Raw genomic sequence first — 25,380 nt, 5'->3', positions numbered from 1 at the left:
AAAATGTGCCCCGAAACTTAAAAAATGCCGGGTGTTATTGCTGTAATATTAAATGTGAAAAAAAACATGAATGGTGTTTGTTAAAACTCTATCTTTGCACCCCGACGCTGAAGTCGGGATTTCTTGGCTTTCAGCGCATAGGAAAAACCGTTTAAAGGCTTAAATGCCTTTGACTTTTGACTTAGAACTTTTGACTTAAAAAAAGCCCTATGCCCAAAGACACCTCCATCAAATCCGTTCTGATCATTGGCTCCGGCCCAATCATTATCGGCCAGGCTTGCGAATTTGATTATTCCGGTTCACAAGCCGCTCTCTCGCTAAAAGAAGAAGGCATCTCCGTTTCTATTATTAACAGCAATCCGGCAACTATCATGACGGATAAAGTTATCAGCGACCATGTTTATCTTCTGCCGCTCACTTGCGAAAGCATTGAGAAAATTTTAACCGAACAGCAGATAGACGCTGTGCTGCCTACCATGGGCGGTCAAACCGCGTTGAACCTTTGTATCGAAGCGTCTGAACGCGGCATATGGGAAAAGTATGGCGTTAAGGTTATCGGTGTAGATATTGCTGCCATCGAAAAAACCGAAAACCGCGAGGCGTTCCGCCAGCTGATGGTTGATATCGGCGTAGGGGTTGCCAAATCAAAAATCGCCAACTCTTTCCTTGAAGGTAAAGAAGGTGCGCAGGAAATTGGCTTCCCGCTGGTTATTCGCCCAAGCTACACACTGGGTGGTAAAGGTGCAGGTTTTGTTCACAGAAAGGAAGATTTTGATGCCGCCCTTAACCGTGGCTTACAGGCTTCACCAACCCATGAGGTATTGGTTGAGCAGGCTGTGTTAGGCTGGAAAGAATACGAATTGGAGTTGCTGCGCGATAGCAACGATAACGTAATCATTATCTGCTCTATCGAAAACTTTGATCCGATGGGTATCCACACCGGCGATTCGATCACTGTAGCCCCTGCCATGACCCTGAGCGATCGTTGCTACCAGGAAATGCGTAACCAGGCTATCAAAATGATGCGTGCCATTGGTAACTTTGCCGGTGGTTGTAACGTTCAGTTCTCGGTAAACCCTGCTGACGAAGCGATCATCGCTATTGAGATCAACCCGCGTGTATCCCGTTCATCGGCTCTTGCTTCAAAAGCTACCGGTTACCCTATCGCTAAAATTGCTGCAAAGCTTGCTATAGGTTATAACCTCGACGAAATTGAAAACCAGATCACCAAAACAACCTCGGCTTACTTTGAGCCAACTTTGGATTACGTGATCGTTAAAATACCTCGCTGGAACTTTGATAAGTTCAAAGGCGCCAACAAAGAGCTTGGCCTGCAGATGAAATCGGTAGGTGAAGTTATGGGTATCGGCCGCAGCTTTACCGAGGCTTTACAAAAAGCCTGTCAAAGTTTGGAGATCGGTCGTGCCGGTTTAGGTGCCGATGGTCGCCAGAGCCGTAATCTTGAAGAGATCATGGCCAGCCTGGAGCACCCAAGTTGGGATAGGCTATTCCACATCTATGACGCCCTGAGTCTTGGCGTGCCTATCGAATCGGTACGTAAAGCAACCAAAATCGACCGCTGGTTCCTGAACCAGATCCAGGACCTGGTTAACCTTGAAACAGAACTTCGCCGTTACTCACTGAACAATGTTCCTGAAGAGTTCCTGTATACCCTGAAACAAAAAGGTTTCTCAGACGTGCAAATCGCTCACATTTTGGGCAACGTGACCGAAGAGGACGTTTACCAGCGCCGCAAAGCCCTGGGCATGCACCGCGTTTACAAAATGGTTGATACCTGTGCTGCCGAGTTCCCTGCTAAAACTCCATACTACTATTCAAGCTACGAGGGCGAAAACGAGTCGGTAGCATCTGACAAGAAAAAGATCATCGTGTTGGGCTCGGGCCCTAACCGTATAGGCCAGGGTATCGAGTTCGATTACAGCTGTGTGCATGGCTTACTTGCCGCTAAAGAAGCAGGTTTTGAAGCCATCATGGTTAACTGCAACCCTGAAACCGTATCAACCGACTTTAACATGGCCGATAAGCTGTACTTTGAGCCGGTTTACTGGGAGCATGTACGCGAGATCATCGAGCTTGAAAAGCCGTATGGTGTAATTGTTCAGTTGGGTGGCCAAACAGCCCTTAAAATGGCCGAGAAAATGCACGAGCACGGCATCCGGATCATTGGCACATCATTCAATGATATGGACATCGCGGAAGATCGCGGCCGGTTCTCTGACCTTTTGAAAGACCTTGACATTCCATATCCAAAATATGGAGTAGCTGAAAGCGCTGAAGAAGCACTTGAAGTTGCCCACAAGGTTGGTTACCCGGTACTTGTACGCCCAAGCTACGTATTAGGCGGCCAGGGTATGAGCATTGTGATCAATGATGAAGACCTGGAAAAAGCGGTAGTAAGCCTGCTGCGCAACCTGCCCGGTAACCGTGTACTGATCGACCACTTCCTTGACCGTGCCGCCGAGGCCGAATCTGATTCGATCAGCGATGGTGAGGATGTACACATCATTGGTATGATGGAGCACATCGAGCCTGCCGGTATCCACTCGGGCGACTCATACGCTGTACTGCCTCCGTTCGATCTGTCGGATAATGTAATTCACCAGATAGAAGAATATACAAAAAAAATAGCTAAAGCGCTTAACGTACGCGGTTTGCTTAACATACAATTCGCGGTTAAGGATGATAAGGTGTATGTGATTGAGGCCAACCCGCGTGCTTCGCGTACGGTGCCTTTCATCGCCAAGGCTTACGATGTGCCATATATCAACATAGCCACAAAGGTTATGCTTGAGGCCAATAAGCTGAGCGACTTTACCATCGAACGCAAGCTTTGGGGGTATGCCATTAAAGAACCGGTGTTCTCGTTTGATAAGTTCCCTGAAGTTACCAAGGAGCTCGGCCCTGAAATGAAATCAACAGGTGAGGCTATCCGCTTTATCCCTAACCTGCAGGACCCATACTTCAGGCATCTGTACAAAGAGAAATCAATGTATTTGAGTAAATAATTAAAACATTAAATTGCAGCCTTTGTAGTTTAATTGCTAATAACGTGAACCTGCAACCCTAATTGCAGGTTCACTATTGTTGTATTTAGTTGCTATAGATTGAAAGTTAATACGGCTAATGGTCAGGAAATCAACCTGAAGAGTGTTGATCCTGAAGATATGGATGATGTTTTAGTGAAAATTGAAAAATCATTTAACATCAGTTTAAACGATACATCGGTAAACGATGTGCAAAACTTTGGTAAACTTTGCGACGTTGTTGTTGAAAAAGTAAAAAAAACAAATGATGGCTGTACCACACAGCAGGCGTTTTACAAACTCCGTAATGCCATCAATACATCATCGGGGTATGATAAGGATATCATAAAGCCCCAAACTAAACTCGCTGACCTTTTTCCGCGCGATAGCCGTATTGAGGCTGTGGCCGCTATTGAAGAAGAGATGGGTTTCCAGATCCGTTTGCTTCAGCCCAAGCAGTGGATAGTTAACCTGTTTTCCATGATATTGGTGGTTAGCTTTGTTCTGGCCTTTTATTACCTGGCCATAGGTATTGCCGGTATGGCAATAGCCGGGATAGGTTTAAAACTCGCAGGCCGTTTTGGCAAAGAGATGCATGTAAAAACCATCGGTGACCTGGCCGAAAAAATTGCCCGCGAACATTATATGAAATGCAAACGCGAAGCATCTGCAGTAAACAAAAACGAGGTTTCTGAAAAATTAAGGCAGCTCATTGTAACAAACGGGTAGATATTTGCCCGCCTTGAATAGCTTTATTTATCTATCATTAATCCTTTTACCTCAAAGCCAACCTTTCGGCCGGGGTTGGTATTTGTTTTATGCTGTTTTTTGCCGCTAACCGTATCGCCGGCCATATGCTGCAGGTCATCGGCAATAAATTGTTTGGCTGCTATTCCCGAAATGATTACTGTACGGCCCGCCAATTGCCTGGGAAGGTTTATCCCTGCATTGGTAAAATGGGCAGTTATGACCCGGTTGTTACCCGCATCCATTTCAAACCAGCCGCCTTTTTCTATGATTACTTTAATAACCCTGCCACTGATGGCCGTGGTGACCCGTGTTTTTTTTCCCATAAAAGCTTCCAGTTTGGAGGCGGGCATTAAAGCTATCGTGTCGGGCTTTTCGCCAAATATCATTCCGTGGGGTAGTGGTACATGTTTTTGCGCAATAGCTGTATTGGCTATCAAGATGGATATGAACAGCGTTATGAGTTTCATAGTAAATTAATAACAGGTATACACCAAAAATGTTGCCGGATTTTGATGATTTTGCCCCCGTTTGGAAGCAGTTAACTGGTTTTATTTGTGTTTGCAGGGCGGCGAAGCCTTTTGGTAAGTAATAAGTATGTTAATATTTGTTAAAATGTTACTTTAAAGTAATTTGCTACGTATTGATAAGTTAATTTTGCTTACTTACTACACATAACTTTTAAACTAACTCGTGAAAAAGAGCTTTACCAAAACAATTTTATTTGCCGCGTTTTTATTTGCCGTTGCTTTGGCCGGCACAAGCTGTGGTAAAAAAGGAAACGTTACACCCGTAACCGTGCCTGATTTAACCACAATGGATGTGGTGACTACCGAAAGTGGAACCATAGCCTATATAGGCGGTTTATTTAATGGATCGACTGACGTGAGCCTGAGCAGCTACGGTATCTGTTACAGCGCCACCAATCAAACTCCTACCACTGCCGATAAAAAAACCACCGATACGGTAATTTTGTACGCCTATACTACAAAGCTTACCGGCTTAAGCCCTAAAACAACTTATTATGCACGCGCATATGCTGTAAACAGCGCGGGTACAGGCTACGGTAAAGTGGTGCAGTTTACCACCGGCGATGGTACAACATCAACAGGAGGAACAGTTAGCACATTGGCGGGCAATACCGCGGCCGACTTTGTTGACGGTTTGGGCGGCGCCGCTCTTTTTAACAGCCCGCAGGGGATAACTGTGGGTGCCGACGGCAATATTTATGTAGCCGATTCATTTAACAGCGCCATACGCAAAGTTACTACGGCAGGAGATGTCACTACACTTTCGGGCAACGGTAGCATTGGCTATGTTGACGGCCCTATAGCCACAGCCCAGTTTTATGCTCCGCAAAGTTTGGTTACGGATGCAACAGGCAATATTTATGTAGCCGATTATGGTAATAATAATATCCGCAAAATTACCCCGGCAGGTGTGGTAAGCACTTTTGCAGGCAGCGGCGATGCCGGATATGCCGATGGTACAGGCACCAAAGCAACGTTTAACAGTCCGCGCGGGTTAGCAATTGATGGCTCCGGAAATATTTTTGTGGCCGATATGGGCAATAACCTGATCCGCAAAATAACCCCGGCGGGTGTTGTTACCACATTTGCAGGCAGCAGGGGTGCGAGCTACCTGGATAATGCAACCGCAACCAGTGCTACTTTCAATAAGCCCAACGGCATAGCTATTGATGCCAATAATAATATATATGTAGCCGAAACACTTAATCATGCCATTCGTAAAATAACCCCGGCGGGTGTTGTTACTACTTTTGTTGGCGGTAATAAACGAACCGGAGTTGTTGGCAACCCGTCGGCCATTGCGTTTGATAAAAGCGGAAACCTCTTCATAGCCGACCAGAATGGCAGGATCCTGGAGATTACCAAGGATAAGGTGTTAAAAGTAATTGCCGGTAACGGAACAAACGGTTTTGCGGAAGGTGTGGGCACTGCAGGGATTTTTAATTCGCCGCAGGGTGTTACCGTTGATGCCGGAAACAATGTTTACGTAGCCGACTATTATAACAACCGAATCCGTAAGATTGTGCTGCAATAAGCTTAATTGTTTAAATATTTTTAAGCGCCATAGCAGCTCTCTGTTTCGGGAAAATGCTATGGCGCTGGCTTTTTAGAGAGACTTTAATTGGGAAAGGTTTCTTGAAATCGCCTTGATTGAGGTTGTTATACAAAGAGATTATTTCAATATCTTAAAGCCTAACCAGCAATGTCATGAAAATAAAAGCAAGCTTAGATACAATTATACTTTATGTGCAAAGTGTTGAAAATTTAAAAACATTTTATGCCCGGTTATTTAACTTTCCTGTTGTAGAGGAATATGACTCTGTATGGGCGTTACTTGACGCAGGAGGCGCAAAAATCGGGCTTCACAAAATTGGCGAACAATATTCAAAAAAAATCAAGGGTAACTTTAAAGTTGATAATAACACCAAGATAGTTTTCGAAATAGGTGAAGATATTAACCAGGTAAGGACCGGGCTAATTGAGCAACACGTACTTATGAGAGAAATTAAAACGTTTGACAATTATGAATTTTGGCTGTGCGACGGAGAAGATCCAGAGGGGAATGTTTTTCAACTAAAGCAAAGGAAAATAGCATCTGCTTTATAAATAAATAAAATGTAGCAGATACTAAGGTTAAAATGATGATAACTGAATCTTTCAGTATGAGTTAAAAATCGGTATCATCTTTTGGAGGCAAATCCGCACTTTCCTTGCTATACGGGCTCAATGTTGCTTTGTATTAAGTCCTAACGGATTCTGACATTCAAAAAGAATCAGGAAGTTCTCGTTCCTAATTCTTCTTAAAATCATACGCGCCCCGCTCTACAAAATCAGCCACTTTTACGCGTACTCCCGTAACCTCGCCGTTTTGTACCATGAACGGAAATACAGCTTTCCCCAGTGTAGGATCAGAAAAAGTTACATAAAAGCGGTTACCGCCAAGTGGTTTTAGCAAGGCATACATTTTAGGGTGATGCTCAAAGCGCATTTCAAGATTGTTGCCCTCGCCCTGGGTAACCTCCATGCTGCCATAAAAATCGTTGCTGTACTTGCCAATGTATTTGTTTGGCAACAACATTGGTTTGGGGTTTAACAGGACAGAATCCCTCAGCTTTTTATCTTCGGCCTGTTCGGTTGCGATATTGGCTTTGTATTGTTTTAAATAACCTTCGCTGTAATTGCGGAAGGGTTGTTTGAAATAAGCATCTAAAATATCCCAGCGCAGGGCCTCAAACAACTGGTTCTGATCGGTATTGGTTAATATGATGATGCCCAGGTTGTCCTGCGGCGAAAGGGTTACTGACGACAAATAGCCGTTAACCCCGCCATCATGCATCACCAGCCTGTGGCCCGAGTAATCCTGGATAAACCAGCCTAAGCCATAAAGCTCAAAGTTATTTTCGCCGTTCATATGATGAACACTACTCACAATATCCTGCGGTACACGTGTTGCCTGGATGGCTGCGGAAGGGATCACCTGGCGCTGCCCAACCTTACCGTCGTTCAGTAAAGCAAGTGCCCATTTGCTCATGTCATTTACCGATGAGCTGATTGATCCCGCAGGTGCGATCCCATCTATCTGGCAATAAGGGATTGGCGTAAGCCTGCCGTCGACAATAGTATGCGGCACCGTGCGGTTTAAGGATGTTGGCAAATCCTTGCTTAGGGCCAAAGTATTGCCCATGCCCAGTGGTGCAAAAATGGCTTCCTTTAAGTAAGCTTCCCATGAGTGCCCGTTGGTAACCTTCGGAATGATCTCGCCGGCCGTTAAAAATGCCGCGTTGGTATAACCCCAGCGTGTACGGAACGGATAAGTAGCTTTAAGCTTGCCCAAACGCTGAATTACCTCCTGGCGTGTAAGGTTGGTATTGTAAAAAGTAAAATCGCCCTGGAAGGTTCGGAAGCCGAGGCGGTGGCAAAGGAGATCTCGCACTATTACCTGGTCGCTTGCGTTTTTGTCTTCCAGTTTAAATTCAGGTATGTATTTGGTTACCTTGTCATCTAACGACAGCTTTTTGTTTACTTCCAGCATGGCAAGCGCTGTTGCCGTGAAAGCCTTGGTATTGCTGCCTATCATGAACAGGGTATTTTCATCAACTTTGTTCATGAGGCCAAGCTCTTTAATGCCATAACCTTTCATCAGTACAACCTTGTTATCTTTCACAATACAAACAGCTATGCCCGGCACGCGCCAGTTGGTTAAGGCCTTGCTGATATATAGGTCTAAACTGTCTTTAATGAATTTGCTCCTGTCGGCCCGCTGGGCGTTTACCGATGTGAAAAATAACATGCAGGCAGCGAGCAATAGAGGTATTTTTTTCATTACAGAGGGCTTTAGAGTTCTTTATTGTGCTAATTTAACGCAAAATTTACAGTGACGTTATTTAATAAATAAAAATAACGCCGCTCTATTAATTCAAACTAAATGTATATGAAATTTTACCGTTCGGGATTATTTTTCCTTACTGCGCTATTGTTAATCTTACTGCAAAATACGGCCCTGGCGCAACGGGCCGCCGTTAACTGGACAAAAGACGGCTATCAGTATTACCGCATAACCGGCGGGCAGATCATCATGATTGATGCCCGCGATACCTCCAAAAAAACTGTTTTTATCACCAAAGAAGAATTGACGCCTGCAGGCAAACCGCCTATCAGTGTTAAAAGGTTTACGGTGAGCGATGATAATAAAAAAGTGCTCATTAATACCAATACCCAAAAAGTATGGCGTTATGATACCCGCGGCGATTACTGGGTGTATGATTCTAATACCAAAAAGCTTTGGCAGTTGGGTAAAAACCTGCCGGCATCATCACTGATGTTCGCCAAATTTTCGCCCGATGGCAGTAAAGCAGCTTACGTAAGCGGGCATAACATTTACATGGAAGATTTGGCCGATGGTTCGGTAAAACAATTAACTACCGATGGTACCCAAACGCTTATCAACGGTACTTTTGACTGGGCTTATGAGGAAGAATTTGGCTGCCGGGATGGTTTCCGCTGGTCGCCGGATAGCAAATCAATTGCGTACTGGCAATTAGACGCCAGCAAGATCAAAACCTATTTGATGCTGAACACTACCGATTCGGTTTATCCATATGTTGTGCCGGTTGAGTACCCTGTTGCGGGCGAAGATCCAAGCTCATGTAAAGTGGGCGTTGTTAACACCGCTACCGGTACAACTACCTGGATCAATGTGCCAGGCGATGCTGTGCAGCACTACATCCCTAATATGGAATGGGCCGATAACTCAAACGAAGTTATTCTTGAACAACTAAATCGTGCGCAAAATGAAAGCCGCGTGTTTATAGGCAACGTGTCAAACGGCACAACCCGTGTAATCCGCGAAGAGCATAATGATTCATGGATTGATGTTAAAGCACGTGTAGCCGGGGGCGACCCGGTAGGCTGGGGCTGGATTGAAAAAGGCAAAAGTTTTTTATGGCTGAGCGAAAAGGATGGCTGGCGCCATTTGTATAAAATAACCCGCGAAGGCAAAGAAAGCCTGATCACCAAAGGCAATTATGATGTGATCGGTATCGACATGATCGACGAAGCTCTGGGTTATGTATACTTCATCGCTTCGCCGGATAATGCTACACAGAAATATCTTTACAAAATAAAATTAAGCGGCGGCACGGCCGAGCGTGTTTCGCCTGCTGATGAACCGGGTACGCATAGCTATGATATTTCGCCTAATGGTAAGGTTGCGCTGCATAATTTCAGCAACAGCTATACCCGTCCGCAAAGCGAGGTGATCAGTTTGCCCGCTCATAAACATATCGGCGGTACTGTAATATCCGTTGATAAAAACGCTAAAAATAAACCCGAGTTTTTCAAAGTAACAACTGTTGATGGCATTGAAATGGACGGCTGGATGGTAAAGCCAACCAATTTCGACCCAAATAAAAAATACCCGGTACTGTTTACCGTTTATGGCGAACCGGCCGGACAAACCGTAACGGATACCTGGGGTACAGGTCGTAACAGGCTGTATGAAGGCAGCATGGCCGATGACGGATATATTTACATGTCGGTTGAAGGCCGTGGCGCTCCAGCCCCTAAAGGCACAGCCTGGCGCAAGGCTATTTACAAGAACATAGGTATCATCAACATCCGCGATCAGGCTATGGCTGCCAAAGAGATCATTAAATGGCCATTTGTCGATTCAGCCCGTATAGCAGTGCACGGCTGGAGCGGCGGCGGTTCATCAACCCTTAACCTGATGTTCCAGTATGGCGATATTTATAAAACAGGGATAGCGGTAGCGGCCGTAGGCAACCAGCTTACTTATGATAACATTTACCAGGAGCGCTATATGGGCGTACCAACCGATGATGCCGGCCGTGCAGTGTTTATCAAAGGTTCGCCGGTTACTTATGCTAAGAATTTGAAAGGCAACCTGCTTTACATTCATGGTACGGGCGATGATAATGTGCATTACAAAAATGCCGAGCTGCTGATTGATGAACTGGTAAAATACAACAGGCAGTTTCAGCTGATGTCATACCCTAACCGTACACATTCGATATCGGAAGGCGAAGGTACAACACAGCATTTGCGCACGTTATTTACACAGTATCTGAAAGCTAAATGCCCTCCGGGAGGAAGATAACATATTAACAGGAAAAGCCCTCATATAGTCCATTATATGAGGGCTTTGCGTTTGCCTGGAAAAAGAATATGCTGCTGTATCATTATGCTTTTTTTAAGCGTAATCATTGATATGAAACAAATTACGAATCCTGCCAAAGTGTTAGGCTTGTTAGCCATTGTTTTAGTAACGGTTTTTTGGGGCTGTCATAAAGAGACGGTAACGAAGAGTGAACTAAACATATCCGGAAAATGGATTGTTCCGGCTGCTTTTTCAAAACAGGGGGTACAATACGAATACGATTTTAAAACCGACCACACATTTGAAGGTACGGTGACCAGTATCGACTCGGTTTCCAAAAAGCTTATCGGAACAGCGTCAAAAAGGGTTGGAAAGTATAAGATCCAGAATTCGGTGTTAACCTTGTATGATATAACCGATTATCAAAACAAAAACAATGCTTTTGGTCCGGTTTCCGAACTGGCGGCGGTTAGCAATGTCATTGCGGTAACGGCCAACTACACTATGGTTTTAAATGCCGGAGGGAATGTACTTACGCTGACATATATATGCGGACCTGCCGACGATTGTACCGCGCCGCAGGGTGTGAACTATTTTAAGCAATAACCGATTTGTAATTCTCCGAATTATCCGGGATATAAAAAATGCCAGTGACAAGTGTTACCGGCATTTTTTCTTTGGGATGTTTTAGTAAGTATCGGTAATTTAATAATCTTCGGCATTTAAATGATCAATAAACGAATCTCCGTTTTTTGCGGGTGATTTTAACGGCTCGGTTTCAAAATCACTTTTTCGGCCAAGCATAGTGAAGTTTTCGGCCACAATTTCGGTAGTGTATTTTTTTATACCTTCCTTATCCTCAAATGAACGGGTGCGGAGTTTGCCCTCAATGTAAACCAGTTTCCCTTTTGAAAGAAACCTGGCCGCTACTTCTGCCAGCCCGCGCCACATTACAATATTATGCCATTCGGTTTGTTCAACCTTGCGGCCATCTTTGTTAAAAGTTTCGGAAGTAGCTAAAGGGAAACTCGTAACAGATACGCCACCTTCTAAATTCCGTACTTCAGGGTCTTTGCCTAAGTGGCCAACGAGTATTACTTTGTTTATTCCAGACATGCCATAAATTAACGTAAAATTATTTTACAAATTAAAAATATTTTTTAATAATATAAAAATGATTTTTGGTAAAGCTAACTCATGCAGGTTATGAACGTTAATTTTAACCCAGTTTTCGTGCGTTTTGAGTGGCTGGTTTTTAATTTTTATCAGTCTTACAAAAAGCCGCTGATGAGTAAGGATATGTTTATGAACCGGCGAGATTTCAGTAGCTTCAATACCATCACCAAAAACAGTTAAAACTTCGGGTTGTTTCAATAATTCTTCAAGGCTTAAAAGCGTATCTGTTTCAACCATAGGTAAATCAAACATATTAGCCCAGATGTCTTTATCGCCCCTTTTGTTCATCAAAATGGTGTCGCCGTTGGTTACCAGGAAATAATTAAAAAAGCGCTCACGTACTTTTACAGTTTTTAATTTCACCGGGAGAGCGGCGACAGCGTTGGTATTAAAGGCCACGCAACCCAAGCGGATAGGGCAAATATCACAGGCCGGATTTTTAGGTTTGCACAGCATGGCACCAAACTCCATCATGGCCTGATTATGCAGTCCCGGCATTTTCTTATTAAGAAAATCGTCGGCGGCTTGTTGAAATGTTTTTTTACCCCGGGTTGAGTTGATTGGTTCATAGATACCCAGGTATCGCGCCAGTACACGATAAACGTTACCGTCGACCACGGCTTTGGCTTCATTAACTGCAAACGAAGCGATAGCGGCGGCTGTGTATTCGCCAATACCTTTTAGTTTTATCAGTTCATTATAGCTATCCGGGAAACGGCCGTTATGGAGCTCCTGTACCAACCGGGCTGTTTTAAGCATGTTGCGCCCCCTTGAGTAGTAACCCAGTCCCTGCCACAGCTTCAGGATCTCATCTTCATGGGCTGCTGCAAAGCTGCTTACATCAGGATATTTTTCCAGGAAGCGATAAAAATATGGCATGCCCTGTTCTACCCGGGTTTGCTGCAATATGATCTCAGATAGCCAGATCACATAAGGATCGGTAGTATTGCGCCAGGGCAGGTTTCGTTTGTTGTTTAAGTACCATTGTACAATTTCGTCGGTAAAATTCATTGTTGTAAAAGTAATTAAGAAACAAGAAGGCAGGAAACAAGAAGGTAAGAATCAGGAATCAGGAGGAGAGGGCAGGAGGCATAGTCATGAGGCAGACAATCAAGAACCAACAAGACGGGGGAGGGTTGGGAGATATGATATTAAGATTCAGGAACAGGTGGAAAGCCAGGAGGCCGGGGAGTTGATATTTAAAAATCAGAGATAAATATTGGCAACTAACCTGTGAAAGTACAAGCCCTTTACTACCAGTTGGATTGATAGATTTTCACACTTTTTTTCACACTTCTTTACACCTGCAAATTGATGTTTAACCAGTAATTTATAAGCCTCTCATACTCAAAATTGTAACGAAAATGTAGGTTTTACGCCCCTGGCAAAAAAAAAACGGATAAATATTTCGCTGTTAACGGATAAAGCGATACTTTTGCAACCCCAAAACAGTTAAGTATTTATAAAATTAAATTAAGTAAATAAGATATGACTAAGGCAGAAATTATAACTGAAATCTCATCAAAAACAGGTATAGAGAAAGTAGACGTGCAGGAAACTGTTGAGGCGTTTTTCAAAGTTGTTAAAAGCTCAATGGTTGGCGGCGAAAACGTATATGTAAGAGGGTTCGGTAGCTTTGTGGTTAAAAAAAGAGCTAAGAAAACAGCACGTAACATTTCAAAAAATACTGCCATCATTATCCCTGAGCACTTTGTGCCAAGCTTTAAACCGGCCAAAACTTTTGTTGAGAAAGTAAAGTCAGGTAACAAAACCAGCAAAAAATAATTATACGTCATCATGAATAAAAAACAAATAGTCGTTAGTGCAGCCGTAGTTGTTATTATGGGCTATTTGTATTGGTTGCCCGTAAAAGGTTTAGTAAAACCAAAAGACGATAAAAACGGCAAACCGGCCATGGCCGCCTCAGCAGGCGCTGTTAAACCGGCAGCTAATGTTACCGTTGATATGGTGTCGGCCCCTGCCAAAGCAGCTATTGGGGATGCATTGGCGGCTAAGATCAATGACCTTGAAGCCCAGTTAAAAAAAGCATCAGACGCAGATGCGCCGGCTTTGCAAGCGCAGCTTGCCAAGCACTGGGATGATGTTAACCAGCCCGCACCTGCAGCGTTTTATTACCAGGCATTGGCCCGTAAAGAAAACAAGGTACAAGACTGGATAAATGCAGGTAACCGTTTTAATGATGCATATAAACTTACACAGGATACTTTATTTCAACCTGCGTTTGTGAATGATGCTGCCGAAGCATTTCAAAATGCTTTGAAATTACAACCCGAAAGCCTTGAAGGTAAAACCGGGTTGGGCATAGCTTACGTTAATGGCGCAGCAGGCCCTATGCAGGGTATAGCGCTGTTGCTTGAGGTTGTTAAAAAAGACCCGAAAAATTGGAACGCTAACCTTAACTTAGGTATGTTCGCCATGAAATCGGGTCAGTATGAAAAAGCGGTAAGCAGGTTTAAAACACTGCTTGCGCAAAAGCAGGAACTGGAACCTACTTTCTATTTAGCCGAAAGCTATAAGCAATTAGGCATGAAAAAGGAAGCTATTGACGCTTACCAGAAATGCAAAGAAATGATGCCTGACCCTGTTTTCAGTCAGCGCATTGATGGATATATTAAGGAATTAAATAACTAACACACATTTTAAAATTATTATTATGCCGAGCGGTAAAAAACGTAAAAGACACAAAATGGCTACCCACAAACGTAAAAAACGTTTAAGAAAAAACAGACATAAAAAGAAATAAGCATTTATGTTAAGTCGATAGTTCTTAGTCTTAAGTACAAAGTCTTTTTTTCTGACTTTAAACTTTCGACCAACGACTGAAGACTAAACATTAGTGATTTTACCTGCCCCAAACCGGGGTGGGTACTTTTTATTTATTAGTGTTTTTTACCCACTTATTAACACACGGTTTTTACCGTTATAAGAAATGGAGTAGCAATTGATAAAGGAATTAATTATCGATTCATCCCCCAACGGGGCTACCATTGCATTATTACAGGATAAACAACTCGTAGAGCTTCACAAAGAACAGGTAAGCAACAACTATACAGTTGGCGATATTTACCTGGGCCGCATCAAAAAGATCATGCCCAGCCTAAATGCCGCCTTTGTTGACGTTGGCTATGAGAAGGATGCCTTTTTGCATTATCTTGATCTTGGTCCGCAGGTACAAAGCCTGCTTAAACTAACCAAGCAAGTACGTAGCGGGGGATATCAGTCAAAGCTACTGGATGGGTTTAAGCTTGAGGCCGATATCAATAAGGGAGGAAAAATCTCCGAGATATTAACCAAAAATCAGCTTATCCCGGTACAGATAGCCAAAGAACCCATATCAACTAAGGGGCCGCGTTTAAGTTCCGACCTGTCGATAGCAGGCCGGTATGTTGTTTTAGTGCCTTTTTCGGAAGCAATTTCCATTTCGAAAAAGATAAAAAGCAATACTGAGCGCACACGTCTCCGTAAAGTAGTTGAAAGCATTAAGCCAAAGCATTTTGGCGTTATCATCCGTACAGTTTCCGAAGGTAAAGGGGTTGATGAGCTGCAGAAAGATTTGCTTGACCTGATCTCGAAATGGGAACAGTTTATTACCAAGCTTCCTTCTGTTGAGCCTTCAAAAAAGGTATTGGGCGAAATAGGGCGCACATCAACTATCCTCAGGGATATTTTGAACCCCGATTTTCAGCACATTTATACCAATGACAATAGTATGTTCGAAGAAATTCGGTCATACATTCATGAAATCTCGCCCGATATGGAGAGTATAGTCCGCATGCACAAGCACAAGGAGCCTATATTTGACCATTTCGGTATCGAAAAGCAAATTAAAGGCGCGTTTGGAAAAACCGTTAACCTTGCCGGCGGCGCTTACCTGGTAATTGAGCATACCGAAGCCCTGCACGTTATTGACGTAAATAGCGGTAACCGCACAGCCAGCAAAGAAAACCAGGAAGAGAACGCTTACCAGGTAAACAAGGAAGCAGCTAAAGAAATTGCAAGGCAGTTACGCCTGCGCGATATGGGCGGCATTGTGGTAATCGATTTTATCGACATGCACAAACCGCAGAACCGTAAAGAGCTTTTTGATTTTCTGCGTGCCGAAATGCAGTATGACCGGGCCAAGCACACCATTTTGCCGCCAAGCAAATTTGGATTGGTGCAGATCACCCGTCAGCGTGTAAGGCCCGAAATGAACATCGTTACCAGCGAGGTTTGCCCTACCTGTAACGGAACTGGCACTATCAGGCCAACCATTTTGCTGATGGATGATATTGAGAACAATTTCAATTACATCCTTACCGAGCAAAACGAAAAAGGCATAACCCTGTGTGTACACCCATATATTGAGGCCTTTATTAAAAAGGGCATCTATAACCGCCAAATGAAGTGGTTTATCAAATATGGCCAATGGATAAAGGTTAAAAATAACCCATCGTACCAAATCACGGAGTTTCATTTCTTCTCATCAAAAGACGAAGAAATTAAACTGTAAAAATTCAGAAGTGCAACTGTTTGAAAATGGCACAAAATTAAAGATCTTTAAAAAGAGCAGGTGTTGGATGAGCACCTGCTCTTTTTGGTTTTTAGGGGACCTTAAACCCAATTCAAAACAGCGTTACCTGTCATGGCTGTCGCTGTGTTCGGCATATGCATCAGGTGCAATAGCCTTATGGCAGCAGAGACGACGTCAGCCTTATGTTGGTTAGCATTTGGAATAAATAACAAACCTTGCTATTGCCAGTCTTTAATCATATCTTGCCCATCAATGATCAATTATCACATAACCAAATTCAATTGGTGGCGTCACAGTTTTGTGCAGCCGGGATCATAACGACTATCAGGTATTAGTCCTTTTTTAAATATCCGTCCGGCAGTATCATTATACAGATCCTTTTTTTATCCATAACAAATTACAATAATGGCTTTTGAACTAAATAACGTTGTGCCCTGGGGCCGCACGTTTACCGAATATCAGAAAATGTTTAACCTCAGCGCCGGTGATGTTACCAAAAAGATCGTCAGTATAGGTGATGGTCCGGCAAGTTTTAATGCGGAGATGCACGCAATGGGTAAGCAGGTTATCTCCATCGATCCTTTATATCAATTTTCGACTGATGATATCCGAAAACGGATTGATGAAACCTGTGTAGAAGTGATAGGCCAGGTGAGGGCTAACGCCGATAAGTTTGTTTGGAACAACATTAAAGATGTGGAAGAACTGCAGGAAATAAGAATGACCGCGATGAACCATTTTCTGCGGGATTTTGACCAGGACTGCTTTCGGCAAAGATATATTAAACATGCCATGCCCGCTAAAACCTCTTTCGCGGATAACGCATTTGAGTTGGGCCTAAGCTCTCATTTTTTATTGCTGTATGATAATCTGGGGTTAAAGTTTCATACGGAAGCGATACAGGAGATCATGCGCATATGCACCGAATTGCGGATCTTCCCAATATTAAACCTCAATGCCGGGGCTCCAATGTTTTTTGACGAATTACTTGAGGTGCTTGGCGGCGATTTTAATATTGATATACAAAAAGTGGATTACGAATTTCAAAAAGGAGGTAATCAAATGTTGGTTATTAAAAGCAAGACATAAGTAAATGTGAAAAATAGCCCGGTTGGATCTGATGTTTTTTAAAACCAACACATTTATTTTTGAGATATGGAGATAATTGATAAAATAAAAGAGATTTTCGAGCCAAACTTCGAAGTTTTAAAGGTAACGAGATCAGGCCCTGATAGCTTAAACGCCGAAGCCTTTATTACTATTGAGGCAAAGCACGAGGGGAAATCACATAAACGTGCTTTTAGAGAAGCTGAACTGATACAATTAAACGCCGAAGGTAAGTTAGCTGAAACAATAAGAGCGCTGTGCGCTGTAATGCTAACATCAGAAGAGTAAATACTTGTTTAAGTACCGGTGCGTTTCCTTCACACAGATAACGTTTAATTAATAATAGTTGTCGTATTGCTTCCGGCTTGGTTCGTGCCGGCAACCCTCCTGGTCGAAGGTGTGCCGGCTGCTTAACTCCGACCAGTTAGGCACATACAGTCTTTTCAGGTTGCCTGATGATGTACCAGGTCTGCCAGCTCATCCACATAGGTTTTATGTTTTTTCTTTTTAGGGTGTTTGGCCTCAAGATAATCCTGGACGTGTTCCTGTTGGGAGCCGGCTGTTTCATCTGATTTTTTGCCACGGAAGTAAAACCAGATCCCCGCGCCTGCTGCCAAAACTCCTGTTATGCCGGCTGTGATCCATAATCCGGTATTGTTTTTTTGTGCAAATAGGTTTTTCATAGCTTTTTTCTTTATAGCTGAACAAGCTACATTTCATTTAGTTGTAATTAATTTAAAAAGACAATTATTTACTCGGTGGTTAAAACCATTGAAATGTAGCGTTGTTAATCTGTTACATCTAATAAGAAAAGCTATGTCAAAAAGAGGCGTAAAAGTGGAAAGGAACTCTGTATCAGAGCAACCACACGAATTGAACTATGAAGCGCGCAAAGAAGGAACAACCGCAAAAAAGGTGGAAGCGGCAAAGAAATCAGCAGGCTCCAACCAACGTAGTACAGTTGAAAAGAAATTGAATAAGTAAGGTATTAATAATGCTGGCCGAAGTTCCTCTCTACTTCTCTGGTGTTTAGCGCAGCGTAACTTCAGCCTAAGATAAGGCAAGCATTCTGCTTGTGTGCCCTCTTATATAAAATAGGAATTTGTGTTCTTATACAGTTAAGTTGAAAGTTTTTAAACCTTCTCAAAACGGATTACCGCCACTTAAAAATCTCTTTATTCGGCCATCTATAAGAGCACTCAAAGGAGACTTAACGAGATGTATCCAATCATTTAATCTATATCCTATCAAAGCCTCATAAACATCAGGGTCATCTTTTCCTTCGTCCAGATACACAAATAGAAACTGGTCGCCCGCATTATAAACATCTATTACATAAAAAGGCCTGGAAATAACCCGGTTACGCCCGCCAATAGTCATAAATCTCCTGGAGCTTTCTTGCATCTGCTCCTGAGTATCATTGATGCCATAGTCGAGTACATAACAATCCCCTCCGGCTAAAAACAACAATTCACGCAAGGCTGCAGGAAATAGTCTGCCACCATTATACTTGTTTTCCAAGGCGATAATTTCTTCAACTGAAATCGGGCTTACAGCCTCTTTAATTCCGGTGTTGGGCGCTGTCACTGATAGGTTATCATTCAGCAATTTCATATATTTTATCTCCATAGCTTACTTTATTATTGATTATTGGATCTTAACCAAAGATGGGTCGAAGTTCAGGGTTTTATTTTTTAAAATCCGTCAAAATATGCTCTAAAAACGGCATCGATTTTACAGGGAAAATCATTTTAAAATAATGTGCTTCATCAATGCCCCAGCTTTTAGTTGCATCATGAAGTACCTCTATATATGCTTTTAGCTTTTCTTCGGTAAGCATGGGCATAACACGATGCACCAGCACAACTCCTTTCTTTTCTATCCAATGAAAATCACACAGACAATCGTAAACGGCATTCCAATTACCCCCAAAATAGTCTGGAAATTAAGTACCGCACTCAGCTCTTTTAACAATTCACCTTCTCCTTCAACTGCAGGAAGATGAGCGATAAATTCGCCTTCATCAAAATATTTATCGGGTTCATTCAAGAAAACAAATTCTATCATAAGCATCTTTTATATGGGTATGGGCCCAAGCCTATCCCCTCTAAAACAGTATAAAAAAAATCCCTTACTTTACCATCGTTAACAACCTATTTCATAACCTATGCTTAAATATTCCCGGTGGTTGATAGTAATAGCTGGATTGTTAACAACGGCTTCCTGCCGCAAATCCGGCAATGTTACAACAGCCTTTTATTACTGGAAAACCAGCTTTAACCTTAATCAACAGCAAGCGGCCTTACTAAAGCAAACCGGTAACAATGCCTACATCCGTTTTTTTGATGTAAGCTGGAACGATAAAGAACAACGCTCATATCCTAATGCAATTGTTCAACTTAATGAGCTCCCGGCGGGCTTAAATATTACCCCGGTTATTTACATCACCAATAAAACTTTCGAAAACACTGCAGATACTGCTGTAACCACCCTTGCCAGCCATTGCAATAAACTAATCAATCAACTGGCCGGAGAAAAGAAGATCAACTATACCAAAGTACAGGTTGATTGTGACTGGTCATTAAGTACCAGGGATAAATACTTCAGCTTCCTTAAGGCTTTTAAAAAGCTTAACAAAAAACAACTGGAAGCAACCATCCGCCTGCACCAGGTTAAATTTAAAGACCGTACAGGTGTGCCTCCTGCCGACCGCGGGGTATTGATGTTTTACAACATGGGCAAGCTCAACGCCGATCTGCAGCAGCCCAATTCAATATACAATAGCGATGATGCGGATAAGTATATTGCTTACTTGGGCAGCTATCCCCTGAAGCTGGATATTGCTTTGCCTTTATTTTCCTGGGCTATTCATATCAGGGAGGGCCGGGTGATCCAGGTATATGGAAAAATAGGGCGAAGGCAACTTTCCGATCAGGCTCATTTTGAACCAATTGAAGGGCAGGCAAATTACAGGGCCAAAACAAGCTTTTTTCTGGATGGAATTTATATCAAACAAAATGATATTTTTAAACTTGAAGAAACGGACAGCAATACATTGAACGCTGCCGCCCAGCAATTAACACAGCATCTGCCTAAACAAAAACATACAACCATCATCTACTATGAACTGGCCAATATCGACCTTTCAAAATTTAACCAGGAAACCCTTACGCAAATTTCTGCTCGTTTTTAGTTTATGCACACTAACGATAGCTGGCGTAATCTGGGCTTGTGCCGACTCGGACGATTCGGACTATTCTGTTTTTGCGCCTGAGTATTTCGTTAATAAACAGTACTCACCATTCTTTTATTCCAGCTATGAGATTTATTATGGCCAGGGCTATGCCGAAAGTAGTAACACCAGGTATAATGACATTATAGTTAATGAGTGGGATGCACATTTTAATCATCAGTTTTCTGCTGCATCCCTAAAGTTTTTATTACTGAAAGCAACCCCGGGGCAAGTGGATTCGGCTTACCGGAAATTTACCGGCGCGTTAAAAACTTTACCTGCAAAATATCCCCCAATAAATACAGGTACAATTTCGCATAAGATGTTGGCGGCATTTTATAATTATCTTAAGTTGGCTAAAAGCTGCGAATCCTACACCGTGAACAATGAAGACTACGTTTGGGAAAAAGTAACACCTAAACAGGCTTCGGTTAACCTCGAAGCAACATTGTTTAACGCTTATAATAAGGAAACCGATCCATTTATTAAAGAACGCCTGTGGTTTCAAACCGTGCGGTATTATTATTTTGCAGGTGGCAGCCTTAACGCCAAAATTGTAAAAGCTTTTGAGCAGTTTAAAACACATTTCCCCAAAAATCTTACCTGGTATCGTGCCTGGGGTTATGTGGCAGGCTATCACTATCAACAAAAAAACTATGCCTTATCCAATTATCTGTACAGCCTTTGTTACGATTATACTTATAAGCTGAAGATCCCGAGCTTCTGGAGTTTTCATCCCCAAAACGAAACGGACTGGCAGGCTACCCTAAAACTGGCCAAAACTGTCGACGAAAAAATTACACTATGGCATTTGCTGGGTGCCCAATATGATGAAGGGAGGGCTATTAAAGAGATAGTTGCCATTAATCCCAAATCCGAAAAACTGGATTTGTTACTCAGTCGCCTTATTAATATCCGCGAAGCGGGAACAGTGTCAATAGAAACCCCTCCGGTTGATTCGGCCCGAAAATCGAGAGTAAACAACAGGCGCCTTGTTGAAAGTATCGCCTTAAAAAACAATACCGCTAAGCCCTATTATTGGAACCTGGCAGCGGGTTATCTTAACTTTTTAGATAGTAATTACACGGCCGCAGGCAAGTTTTACACCGCTGCCAGGAAACAATTGCCTGCCGGCGATAAAATGCTCACCGCTCAAAGTAAACTACTGGATATTTTACTGTATGTTAAAACGCTTAAAAAAATCGATGCTACTGCCGAAGCCCGGCTGGTTGAACCATTAAACTGGCTGGCCAACCTGCGCGATGATAAAATTGAAATAACCGATTTAAGATTTAAAAACGCTGTAACCGATTGTACCTTCGCTATTTCTAAATTATATAAAAAACAGGGCAACTTAATTAAGCAGCTGTGTTTTGATAACAACTATCACGAGTTTTATAACGATAGTACTAATGTTTCGAGTTTAATTAACCTGTTAAACAAGCCCGTCAAAACACCCTTTGAGCAGGCTATGCTGCGATATTATCCTGTAGAGGTTAATGACCTTTACTATCATCAGGCCGTTATGTTGACTTACCGGCAAGAAACGCAAAAGGCTATAACATGGATTAAGAAAATGAAACCCGATACCACTACATTCCCGGGCAATCCTTTCAACGGGCGATTGGTTGACTGCCATGATTGTGACCATGCTGCACCTCAAAAACAAAAGTTTACCACCATGAGCTTTTTACAAACGCTTAATGCCATGGAAACCGAAATTAAGGACGGTAAAAGCATCTATCGTAATGCCTACCTCGTTGCCAATGCCTACTACAACATTACTTACTATGGTAACGCCCGGGCGTTTTATGAGGGAGACCCGGTAATGCCGGGCGCATGGAGCCGCTATTATTACGAGGACGAAGAAAAGATGAATGAAAAACTAACGTCAATGCGTATAGCTATAATATATTACGAACTCGCCCGTAAAAACGCAGCTACCGATGAGCAGCGTGCCCGCTGTACATTTATGTTGAGTAAATGTGCCCTGAATGAAATATATAATGATCCGGAATTTAAAGGTGCCGATAAGTTTGCCGATATAAAAGCCAGTCAGCCTGTTACGAATGCGTATTACAAATATTTCGCACAGTTAAAAGAGAAATACAATAACACGGCTTACTATAAAGAAGCGCTCAAAGAATGCGGGTACTTCAGGATTTATGCTGATAAGAAATAGATATTGTTTTGCTAATTTAATTAGTAAAAATCAAAATAATCTGCATATTTGCACATCTGTAATCTGCACATCTGATTAATAATGGCCAAATCCAAGATCGCGTACTTTTGTCAAAGCTGTGGCTTTGAATCCCCCAAGTGGCTGGGTAAATGCCCGTCATGCCAGCAATGGAACACTTTTGTTGAGGAGGTGATTGAAAAAGGCAATGCAGCGGTACCTGCCTGGAAGCCTGCATCAACCAGTCAGCAGCGGGCCAATAAACCTGTGGCCGTAACGGAGATCACTTATACCGAAGAGCACCGTGTGCCAACTCCCGATAAAGAGTTTAACCGCGTTTTGGGAGGAGGGATAGTGCCCGGTTCACTGGTATTGATAGGCGGAGAGCCGGGCATAGGCAAATCAACCCTGATGCTGCAGCTTGCGCTCAATATGCCAAACCAAAAAGTTTTGTATGTATCGGGCGAGGAAAGTGAAAGGCAGATAAAAATGCGGGCCGAAAGGTTAGCTTCGCCCGAAGGGGGAGTCATAGGCGAAGGGGCTTATATACTGACAGAAACTTCAACCCAAAACATATTTAAACAGATAGAATCATTAGAACCGGATATGGTGGTGATCGACTCGATCCAAACCCTGCATTCGGCACATATCGAATCAACTCCCGGCAGTGTATCGCAGGTTAGGGAATGTACCGCCGAATTGCTTCGCTTCGCCAAAGAGACTTCGACGCCGGTATTTTTAATTGGTCATATTACCAAAGATGGGATGATTGCCGGTCCGAAGATATTGGAGCACATGGTTGATACTGTGCTGCAGTTTGAGGGCGACAGGCACCACGTTTACCGCATATTGCGCACCATTAAGAACCGTTTCGGCTCGGCATCCGAATTGGGTATTTACGAAATGATGGGGGAAGGATTACGGGAGGTGTCCAATCCGTCGGAGATCCTGCTTTCGCACCGGGAAGCACCATTAAGCGGCATCACTATTTCGGCTACTTTGGAAGGGATGCGACCGATGCTGATTGAAACCCAGGCCTTGGTTAGTGCGTCGGCCTATGGGACGCCACAACGTACTGCTACAGGCTTCGATACCAAACGTATGAGTATGTTGTTGGCTGTATTGGAAAAACGCTGCGGTTTTAGGTTGGGTGCAAAGGATGTGTTCCTGAATATTACCGGCGGTATTAGGGTTGAGGACCCGGCTATTGACCTTGGTTTGGCGGCGGCCATTATCTCATCGCACGAGGATATGCCCATCCCGTTCAAAACCTGTTTTGCAGGCGAATTGGGACTTTCGGGCGAAATCAGGGCGGTGAACCGCGTGGAGCAACGCATTGCCGAAGCGCAGAAGCTTGGCTTTAACCAGATCTTTATCTCCAAATATAACCTCCCGGCCAGCGGCCAGGATAAAAAGCGCATGGATTTGTCCCGCTACGATATCGACATCAAAATTGTAAGTAGTATCGAAGAGGTTTTTAGCTTGTTGTTTGGATAAGAGGGGAGCTTAAAGCAGAAAGCTCAAAGCGTTTAGTTGATTTCATGTTATCTTTTTATAGTGTTGTTAGATAGCAATGATCATAAAACTATTGGCTTTAAGCTTTAAGCATTCCGCTTTTAGCTTTTTCACCCTAAAACTTCAAATTTGTTTTAAGCCAGTTCTGCACACCTTCCTGGCTGGTGATATCGGCAGGAAGTTCATTGTGGATCAGTTTTTCCATTTTATTGCCGGTATTGGCAAAACGGTAATCCCAAATCACCATTAATTTATTGATCAGGTATACCATCTCGTTCCCTTCGTTTTTGTTAAACGCGGTATGATCGGGCCTGCCATTTACACGCGGATCATTCGGGATGTAAGTAGTCCATTGGTAATCGGTGTAGTATAGATTTCTTTTTGAAAAAAGGATCATAAGCCGGCAAATTTCTTTAAATATACATATAATAAAACAGAAATGAATGGCGCCAAACCGGTTTTTAAATGAAGTAGCGAAAGGTTTGGAGGACGTAATTTTAGCAATTGATTCGTTATATTTGTATAGCGATGCAGTTATCAACTAAGGACATACAAATACTAAAAGATTACTTTTCGGGGCAACCTGTAATAAAGGCATATCTGTTTGGTTCCTATTCGCGCAATGAGGCCGACGATGAAAGCGATATCGACATCCTGGTTGATCTTGACTACTCAAAACACATTGGTTTGGGGTTTGTATCTATGCAAGCCGATATACAACAAAGGCTCCATAAAAAGGTAGACCTTATTTCGTCAAAAGCCATATCTAAATACCTTTCGCCATTTATCGAAAAAGACAAAATTTTGATTTATGAGAGGTAAGATGGGCGATAGCCAAAGATTGCTACATATTTTAGAGGCAATTGATGAGATTCATTCTTATACTTTAAATACCGACTTAACAACATTTCTTTCAAATTCAATGATGCGGTTTGCCTGCGTTAAGCAAATTGAAATTATTGGCGAGGCCGCCAACTACATTACGCCCGAAACAAAGGCAATGTTCACCGATTTAGAATGGAAACAGATTATCGGGATGCGGCACATTCTTGTTCACGAATACTTTGGCGTTGATTTTAATCTTATCTGGCAGGTTATCATTAATGATCTCCCGGTTTTGAGACAAAAAACTTCGATAGTATTAGAGAATATCAGGTAATAATATTGATATAAATTTTTCGCGATTTAATAGTAATTTCAA

26 protein-coding genes are annotated in these 25,380 nt (G+C 42.8%); 17 read left to right on the top strand and 9 right to left on the bottom strand.

Annotation, left to right across the window (positions count from 1 at the left end):
- Positions 1–209 precede the first annotated feature (209 nt).
- Positions 210–3,026 carry a carbamoyl-phosphate synthase large subunit gene (carB, locus tag DIU38_RS23990; RefSeq protein WP_112657265.1) on the top strand — a complete coding sequence of 939 codons (2,817 nt, stop codon included), beginning with the start codon at positions 210–212 and terminating at the stop codon, positions 3,024–3,026.
- 99 nt (positions 3,027–3,125) lie between these two features.
- Positions 3,126–3,773: a hypothetical protein gene (locus tag DIU38_RS23985; protein WP_112657267.1), complete on the top strand. Its 648-nt coding sequence runs from the start codon at positions 3,126–3,128 to the stop codon at positions 3,771–3,773.
- A gap of 23 nt (positions 3,774–3,796) precedes the next feature.
- Here DIU38_RS23985 and DIU38_RS23980 read toward each other — a convergent pair whose 3' ends face one another.
- On the bottom strand, positions 3,797–4,261 hold the full coding sequence (locus DIU38_RS23980) for a DUF4920 domain-containing protein (RefSeq protein ID WP_112657269.1): 465 nt from the start codon (positions 4,259–4,261) through the stop codon (positions 3,797–3,799).
- Between the two features lie 223 nt (positions 4,262–4,484).
- Here DIU38_RS23980 and DIU38_RS23975 point away from each other — a divergent pair, with 223 nt between their 5' ends.
- Positions 4,485–5,855, top strand: a complete 1,371-nt coding sequence (locus tag DIU38_RS23975; protein ID WP_112657271.1) for an NHL repeat-containing protein — start codon at positions 4,485–4,487, stop codon at positions 5,853–5,855.
- A gap of 173 nt (positions 5,856–6,028) precedes the next feature.
- Positions 6,029–6,427 carry a VOC family protein gene (locus tag DIU38_RS23970; RefSeq protein WP_112657273.1) on the top strand — a complete coding sequence of 133 codons (399 nt, stop codon included), beginning with the start codon at positions 6,029–6,031 and terminating at the stop codon, positions 6,425–6,427.
- 184 nt (positions 6,428–6,611) lie between these two features.
- Here the strand turns inward: DIU38_RS23970 and DIU38_RS23965 are convergent, their stop codons facing one another.
- Positions 6,612–8,144 carry a serine hydrolase gene (locus tag DIU38_RS23965; protein ID WP_112657275.1) on the bottom strand — a complete coding sequence of 511 codons (1,533 nt, stop codon included), beginning with the start codon at positions 8,142–8,144 and terminating at the stop codon, positions 6,612–6,614.
- Positions 8,145–8,252: 108 nt separating this feature from the next.
- Here DIU38_RS23965 and DIU38_RS23960 point away from each other — a divergent pair, with 108 nt between their 5' ends.
- Together DIU38_RS23960 and DIU38_RS23955 are read left to right on the top strand one after the other, a co-directional pair.
- A complete protein-coding gene (locus tag DIU38_RS23960) occupies positions 8,253–10,436 on the top strand; it encodes a S9 family peptidase (RefSeq protein WP_407716471.1) in 2,184 nt (727 codons plus the stop codon).
- Between the two features lie 111 nt (positions 10,437–10,547).
- Complete coding sequence (locus tag DIU38_RS23955) at positions 10,548–11,042, top strand: hypothetical protein (protein WP_167516261.1); 495 nt, start codon at positions 10,548–10,550, stop codon at positions 11,040–11,042.
- Positions 11,043–11,141: 99 nt separating this feature from the next.
- Here DIU38_RS23955 and DIU38_RS23950 read toward each other — a convergent pair whose 3' ends face one another.
- Together DIU38_RS23950 and mutY are read right to left on the bottom strand one after the other, a co-directional pair.
- On the bottom strand, positions 11,142–11,552 hold the full coding sequence (locus DIU38_RS23950; protein ID WP_091175697.1) for a single-stranded DNA-binding protein: 411 nt from the start codon (positions 11,550–11,552) through the stop codon (positions 11,142–11,144).
- 24 nt (positions 11,553–11,576) lie between these two features.
- Entirely contained in the window at positions 11,577–12,623 is a 1,047-nt protein-coding gene (gene mutY / locus DIU38_RS23945; protein ID WP_112657281.1) for an A/G-specific adenine glycosylase, read from the bottom strand.
- Between the two features lie 477 nt (positions 12,624–13,100).
- On the opposite strand from mutY, the gene DIU38_RS23940 reads away from it, so the two are divergent.
- From DIU38_RS23940 to DIU38_RS23920, 5 genes are all read left to right on the top strand, one after another.
- A complete protein-coding gene (locus DIU38_RS23940) occupies positions 13,101–13,397 on the top strand; it encodes an HU family DNA-binding protein (RefSeq protein ID WP_090534644.1) in 297 nt (98 codons plus the stop codon).
- A 12-nt stretch (positions 13,398–13,409) separates the two neighbouring features.
- Positions 13,410–14,264, top strand: coding sequence for a tetratricopeptide repeat protein (locus DIU38_RS23935; protein WP_112657285.1), 855 nt, complete (start codon positions 13,410–13,412; stop codon positions 14,262–14,264).
- Between the two features lie 310 nt (positions 14,265–14,574).
- Positions 14,575–16,125, top strand: coding sequence for an Rne/Rng family ribonuclease (locus DIU38_RS23930; protein ID WP_112657287.1), 1,551 nt, complete (start codon positions 14,575–14,577; stop codon positions 16,123–16,125).
- A gap of 426 nt (positions 16,126–16,551) precedes the next feature.
- On the top strand, positions 16,552–17,235 hold the full coding sequence (locus tag DIU38_RS23925; protein ID WP_112657289.1) for an SAM-dependent methyltransferase: 684 nt from the start codon (positions 16,552–16,554) through the stop codon (positions 17,233–17,235).
- 66 nt (positions 17,236–17,301) lie between these two features.
- Positions 17,302–17,541, top strand: coding sequence for a hypothetical protein (locus DIU38_RS23920; RefSeq protein ID WP_112657291.1), 240 nt, complete (start codon positions 17,302–17,304; stop codon positions 17,539–17,541).
- Between the two features lie 155 nt (positions 17,542–17,696).
- Here DIU38_RS23920 and DIU38_RS23915 read toward each other — a convergent pair whose 3' ends face one another.
- The gene (locus DIU38_RS23915; protein ID WP_112657293.1) at positions 17,697–17,936 is read right to left on the bottom strand and encodes a hypothetical protein; all 240 of its coding nucleotides are present in this window, start codon (positions 17,934–17,936) and stop codon (positions 17,697–17,699) included.
- 133 nt (positions 17,937–18,069) lie between these two features.
- Here DIU38_RS23915 and DIU38_RS23910 point away from each other — a divergent pair, with 133 nt between their 5' ends.
- The gene (locus DIU38_RS23910; RefSeq protein WP_112657295.1) at positions 18,070–18,237 is read left to right on the top strand and encodes a DUF3606 domain-containing protein; all 168 of its coding nucleotides are present in this window, start codon (positions 18,070–18,072) and stop codon (positions 18,235–18,237) included.
- Positions 18,238–18,396: 159 nt separating this feature from the next.
- Here DIU38_RS23910 and DIU38_RS23905 read toward each other — a convergent pair whose 3' ends face one another.
- Genes DIU38_RS23905 through DIU38_RS23895 form a run of 3 tightly spaced genes read right to left on the bottom strand, consistent with a single transcriptional unit; the run spans position 18,397 to position 19,320 of the window.
- The gene (locus tag DIU38_RS23905; protein ID WP_112657297.1) at positions 18,397–18,882 is read right to left on the bottom strand and encodes an SMI1/KNR4 family protein; all 486 of its coding nucleotides are present in this window, start codon (positions 18,880–18,882) and stop codon (positions 18,397–18,399) included.
- Between the two features lie 58 nt (positions 18,883–18,940).
- Complete coding sequence (locus DIU38_RS23900) at positions 18,941–19,153, bottom strand: hypothetical protein (RefSeq protein WP_112657299.1); 213 nt, start codon at positions 19,151–19,153, stop codon at positions 18,941–18,943.
- The gene (locus DIU38_RS23895) at positions 19,132–19,320 is read right to left on the bottom strand and encodes a hypothetical protein (RefSeq protein ID WP_146750355.1); all 189 of its coding nucleotides are present in this window, start codon (positions 19,318–19,320) and stop codon (positions 19,132–19,134) included. The genes DIU38_RS23900 and DIU38_RS23895 overlap by 22 nt, the downstream gene beginning before the upstream one ends.
- 100 nt (positions 19,321–19,420) lie before the next feature.
- Between DIU38_RS23895 and DIU38_RS23890 the strand changes: the two genes are divergently transcribed.
- The 3 genes from DIU38_RS23890 to radA all read left to right on the top strand — a co-directional run bounded on the left by DIU38_RS23890 (position 19,421) and on the right by radA (position 24,161).
- Positions 19,421–20,446 carry a hypothetical protein gene (locus DIU38_RS23890; RefSeq protein WP_112657303.1) on the top strand — a complete coding sequence of 342 codons (1,026 nt, stop codon included), beginning with the start codon at positions 19,421–19,423 and terminating at the stop codon, positions 20,444–20,446.
- Positions 20,376–22,667, top strand: coding sequence for a hypothetical protein (locus DIU38_RS23885; protein WP_112657305.1), 2,292 nt, complete (start codon positions 20,376–20,378; stop codon positions 22,665–22,667). Before DIU38_RS23890 ends, DIU38_RS23885 begins: the two co-directional genes overlap by 71 nt.
- 81 nt (positions 22,668–22,748) lie before the next feature.
- Entirely contained in the window at positions 22,749–24,161 is a 1,413-nt protein-coding gene (gene radA, locus DIU38_RS23880; RefSeq protein ID WP_091175671.1) for a DNA repair protein RadA, read from the top strand.
- 133 nt (positions 24,162–24,294) lie between these two features.
- Here radA and DIU38_RS23875 read toward each other — a convergent pair whose 3' ends face one another.
- A complete protein-coding gene (locus DIU38_RS23875) occupies positions 24,295–24,576 on the bottom strand; it encodes a hypothetical protein (RefSeq protein WP_112657307.1) in 282 nt (93 codons plus the stop codon).
- 131 nt (positions 24,577–24,707) lie between these two features.
- On the opposite strand from DIU38_RS23875, the gene DIU38_RS23870 reads away from it, so the two are divergent.
- Complete coding sequence (locus tag DIU38_RS23870) at positions 24,708–25,001, top strand: nucleotidyltransferase family protein (RefSeq protein WP_112657309.1); 294 nt, start codon at positions 24,708–24,710, stop codon at positions 24,999–25,001.
- Positions 24,991–25,338 carry a HepT-like ribonuclease domain-containing protein gene (locus DIU38_RS23865; protein WP_112657311.1) on the top strand — a complete coding sequence of 116 codons (348 nt, stop codon included), beginning with the start codon at positions 24,991–24,993 and terminating at the stop codon, positions 25,336–25,338. The genes DIU38_RS23870 and DIU38_RS23865 overlap by 11 nt, the downstream gene beginning before the upstream one ends.
- Positions 25,339–25,380: the final 42 nt, after the last annotated feature.

The sequence above is a fragment of the Mucilaginibacter metallidurans genome, assembly GCF_003286435.2.
Classification (GTDB): Bacteria; Bacteroidota; Bacteroidia; order Sphingobacteriales; family Sphingobacteriaceae; genus Mucilaginibacter; species Mucilaginibacter gossypii.
This window is presented reverse-complemented; position numbering and strand designations above follow the sequence as displayed.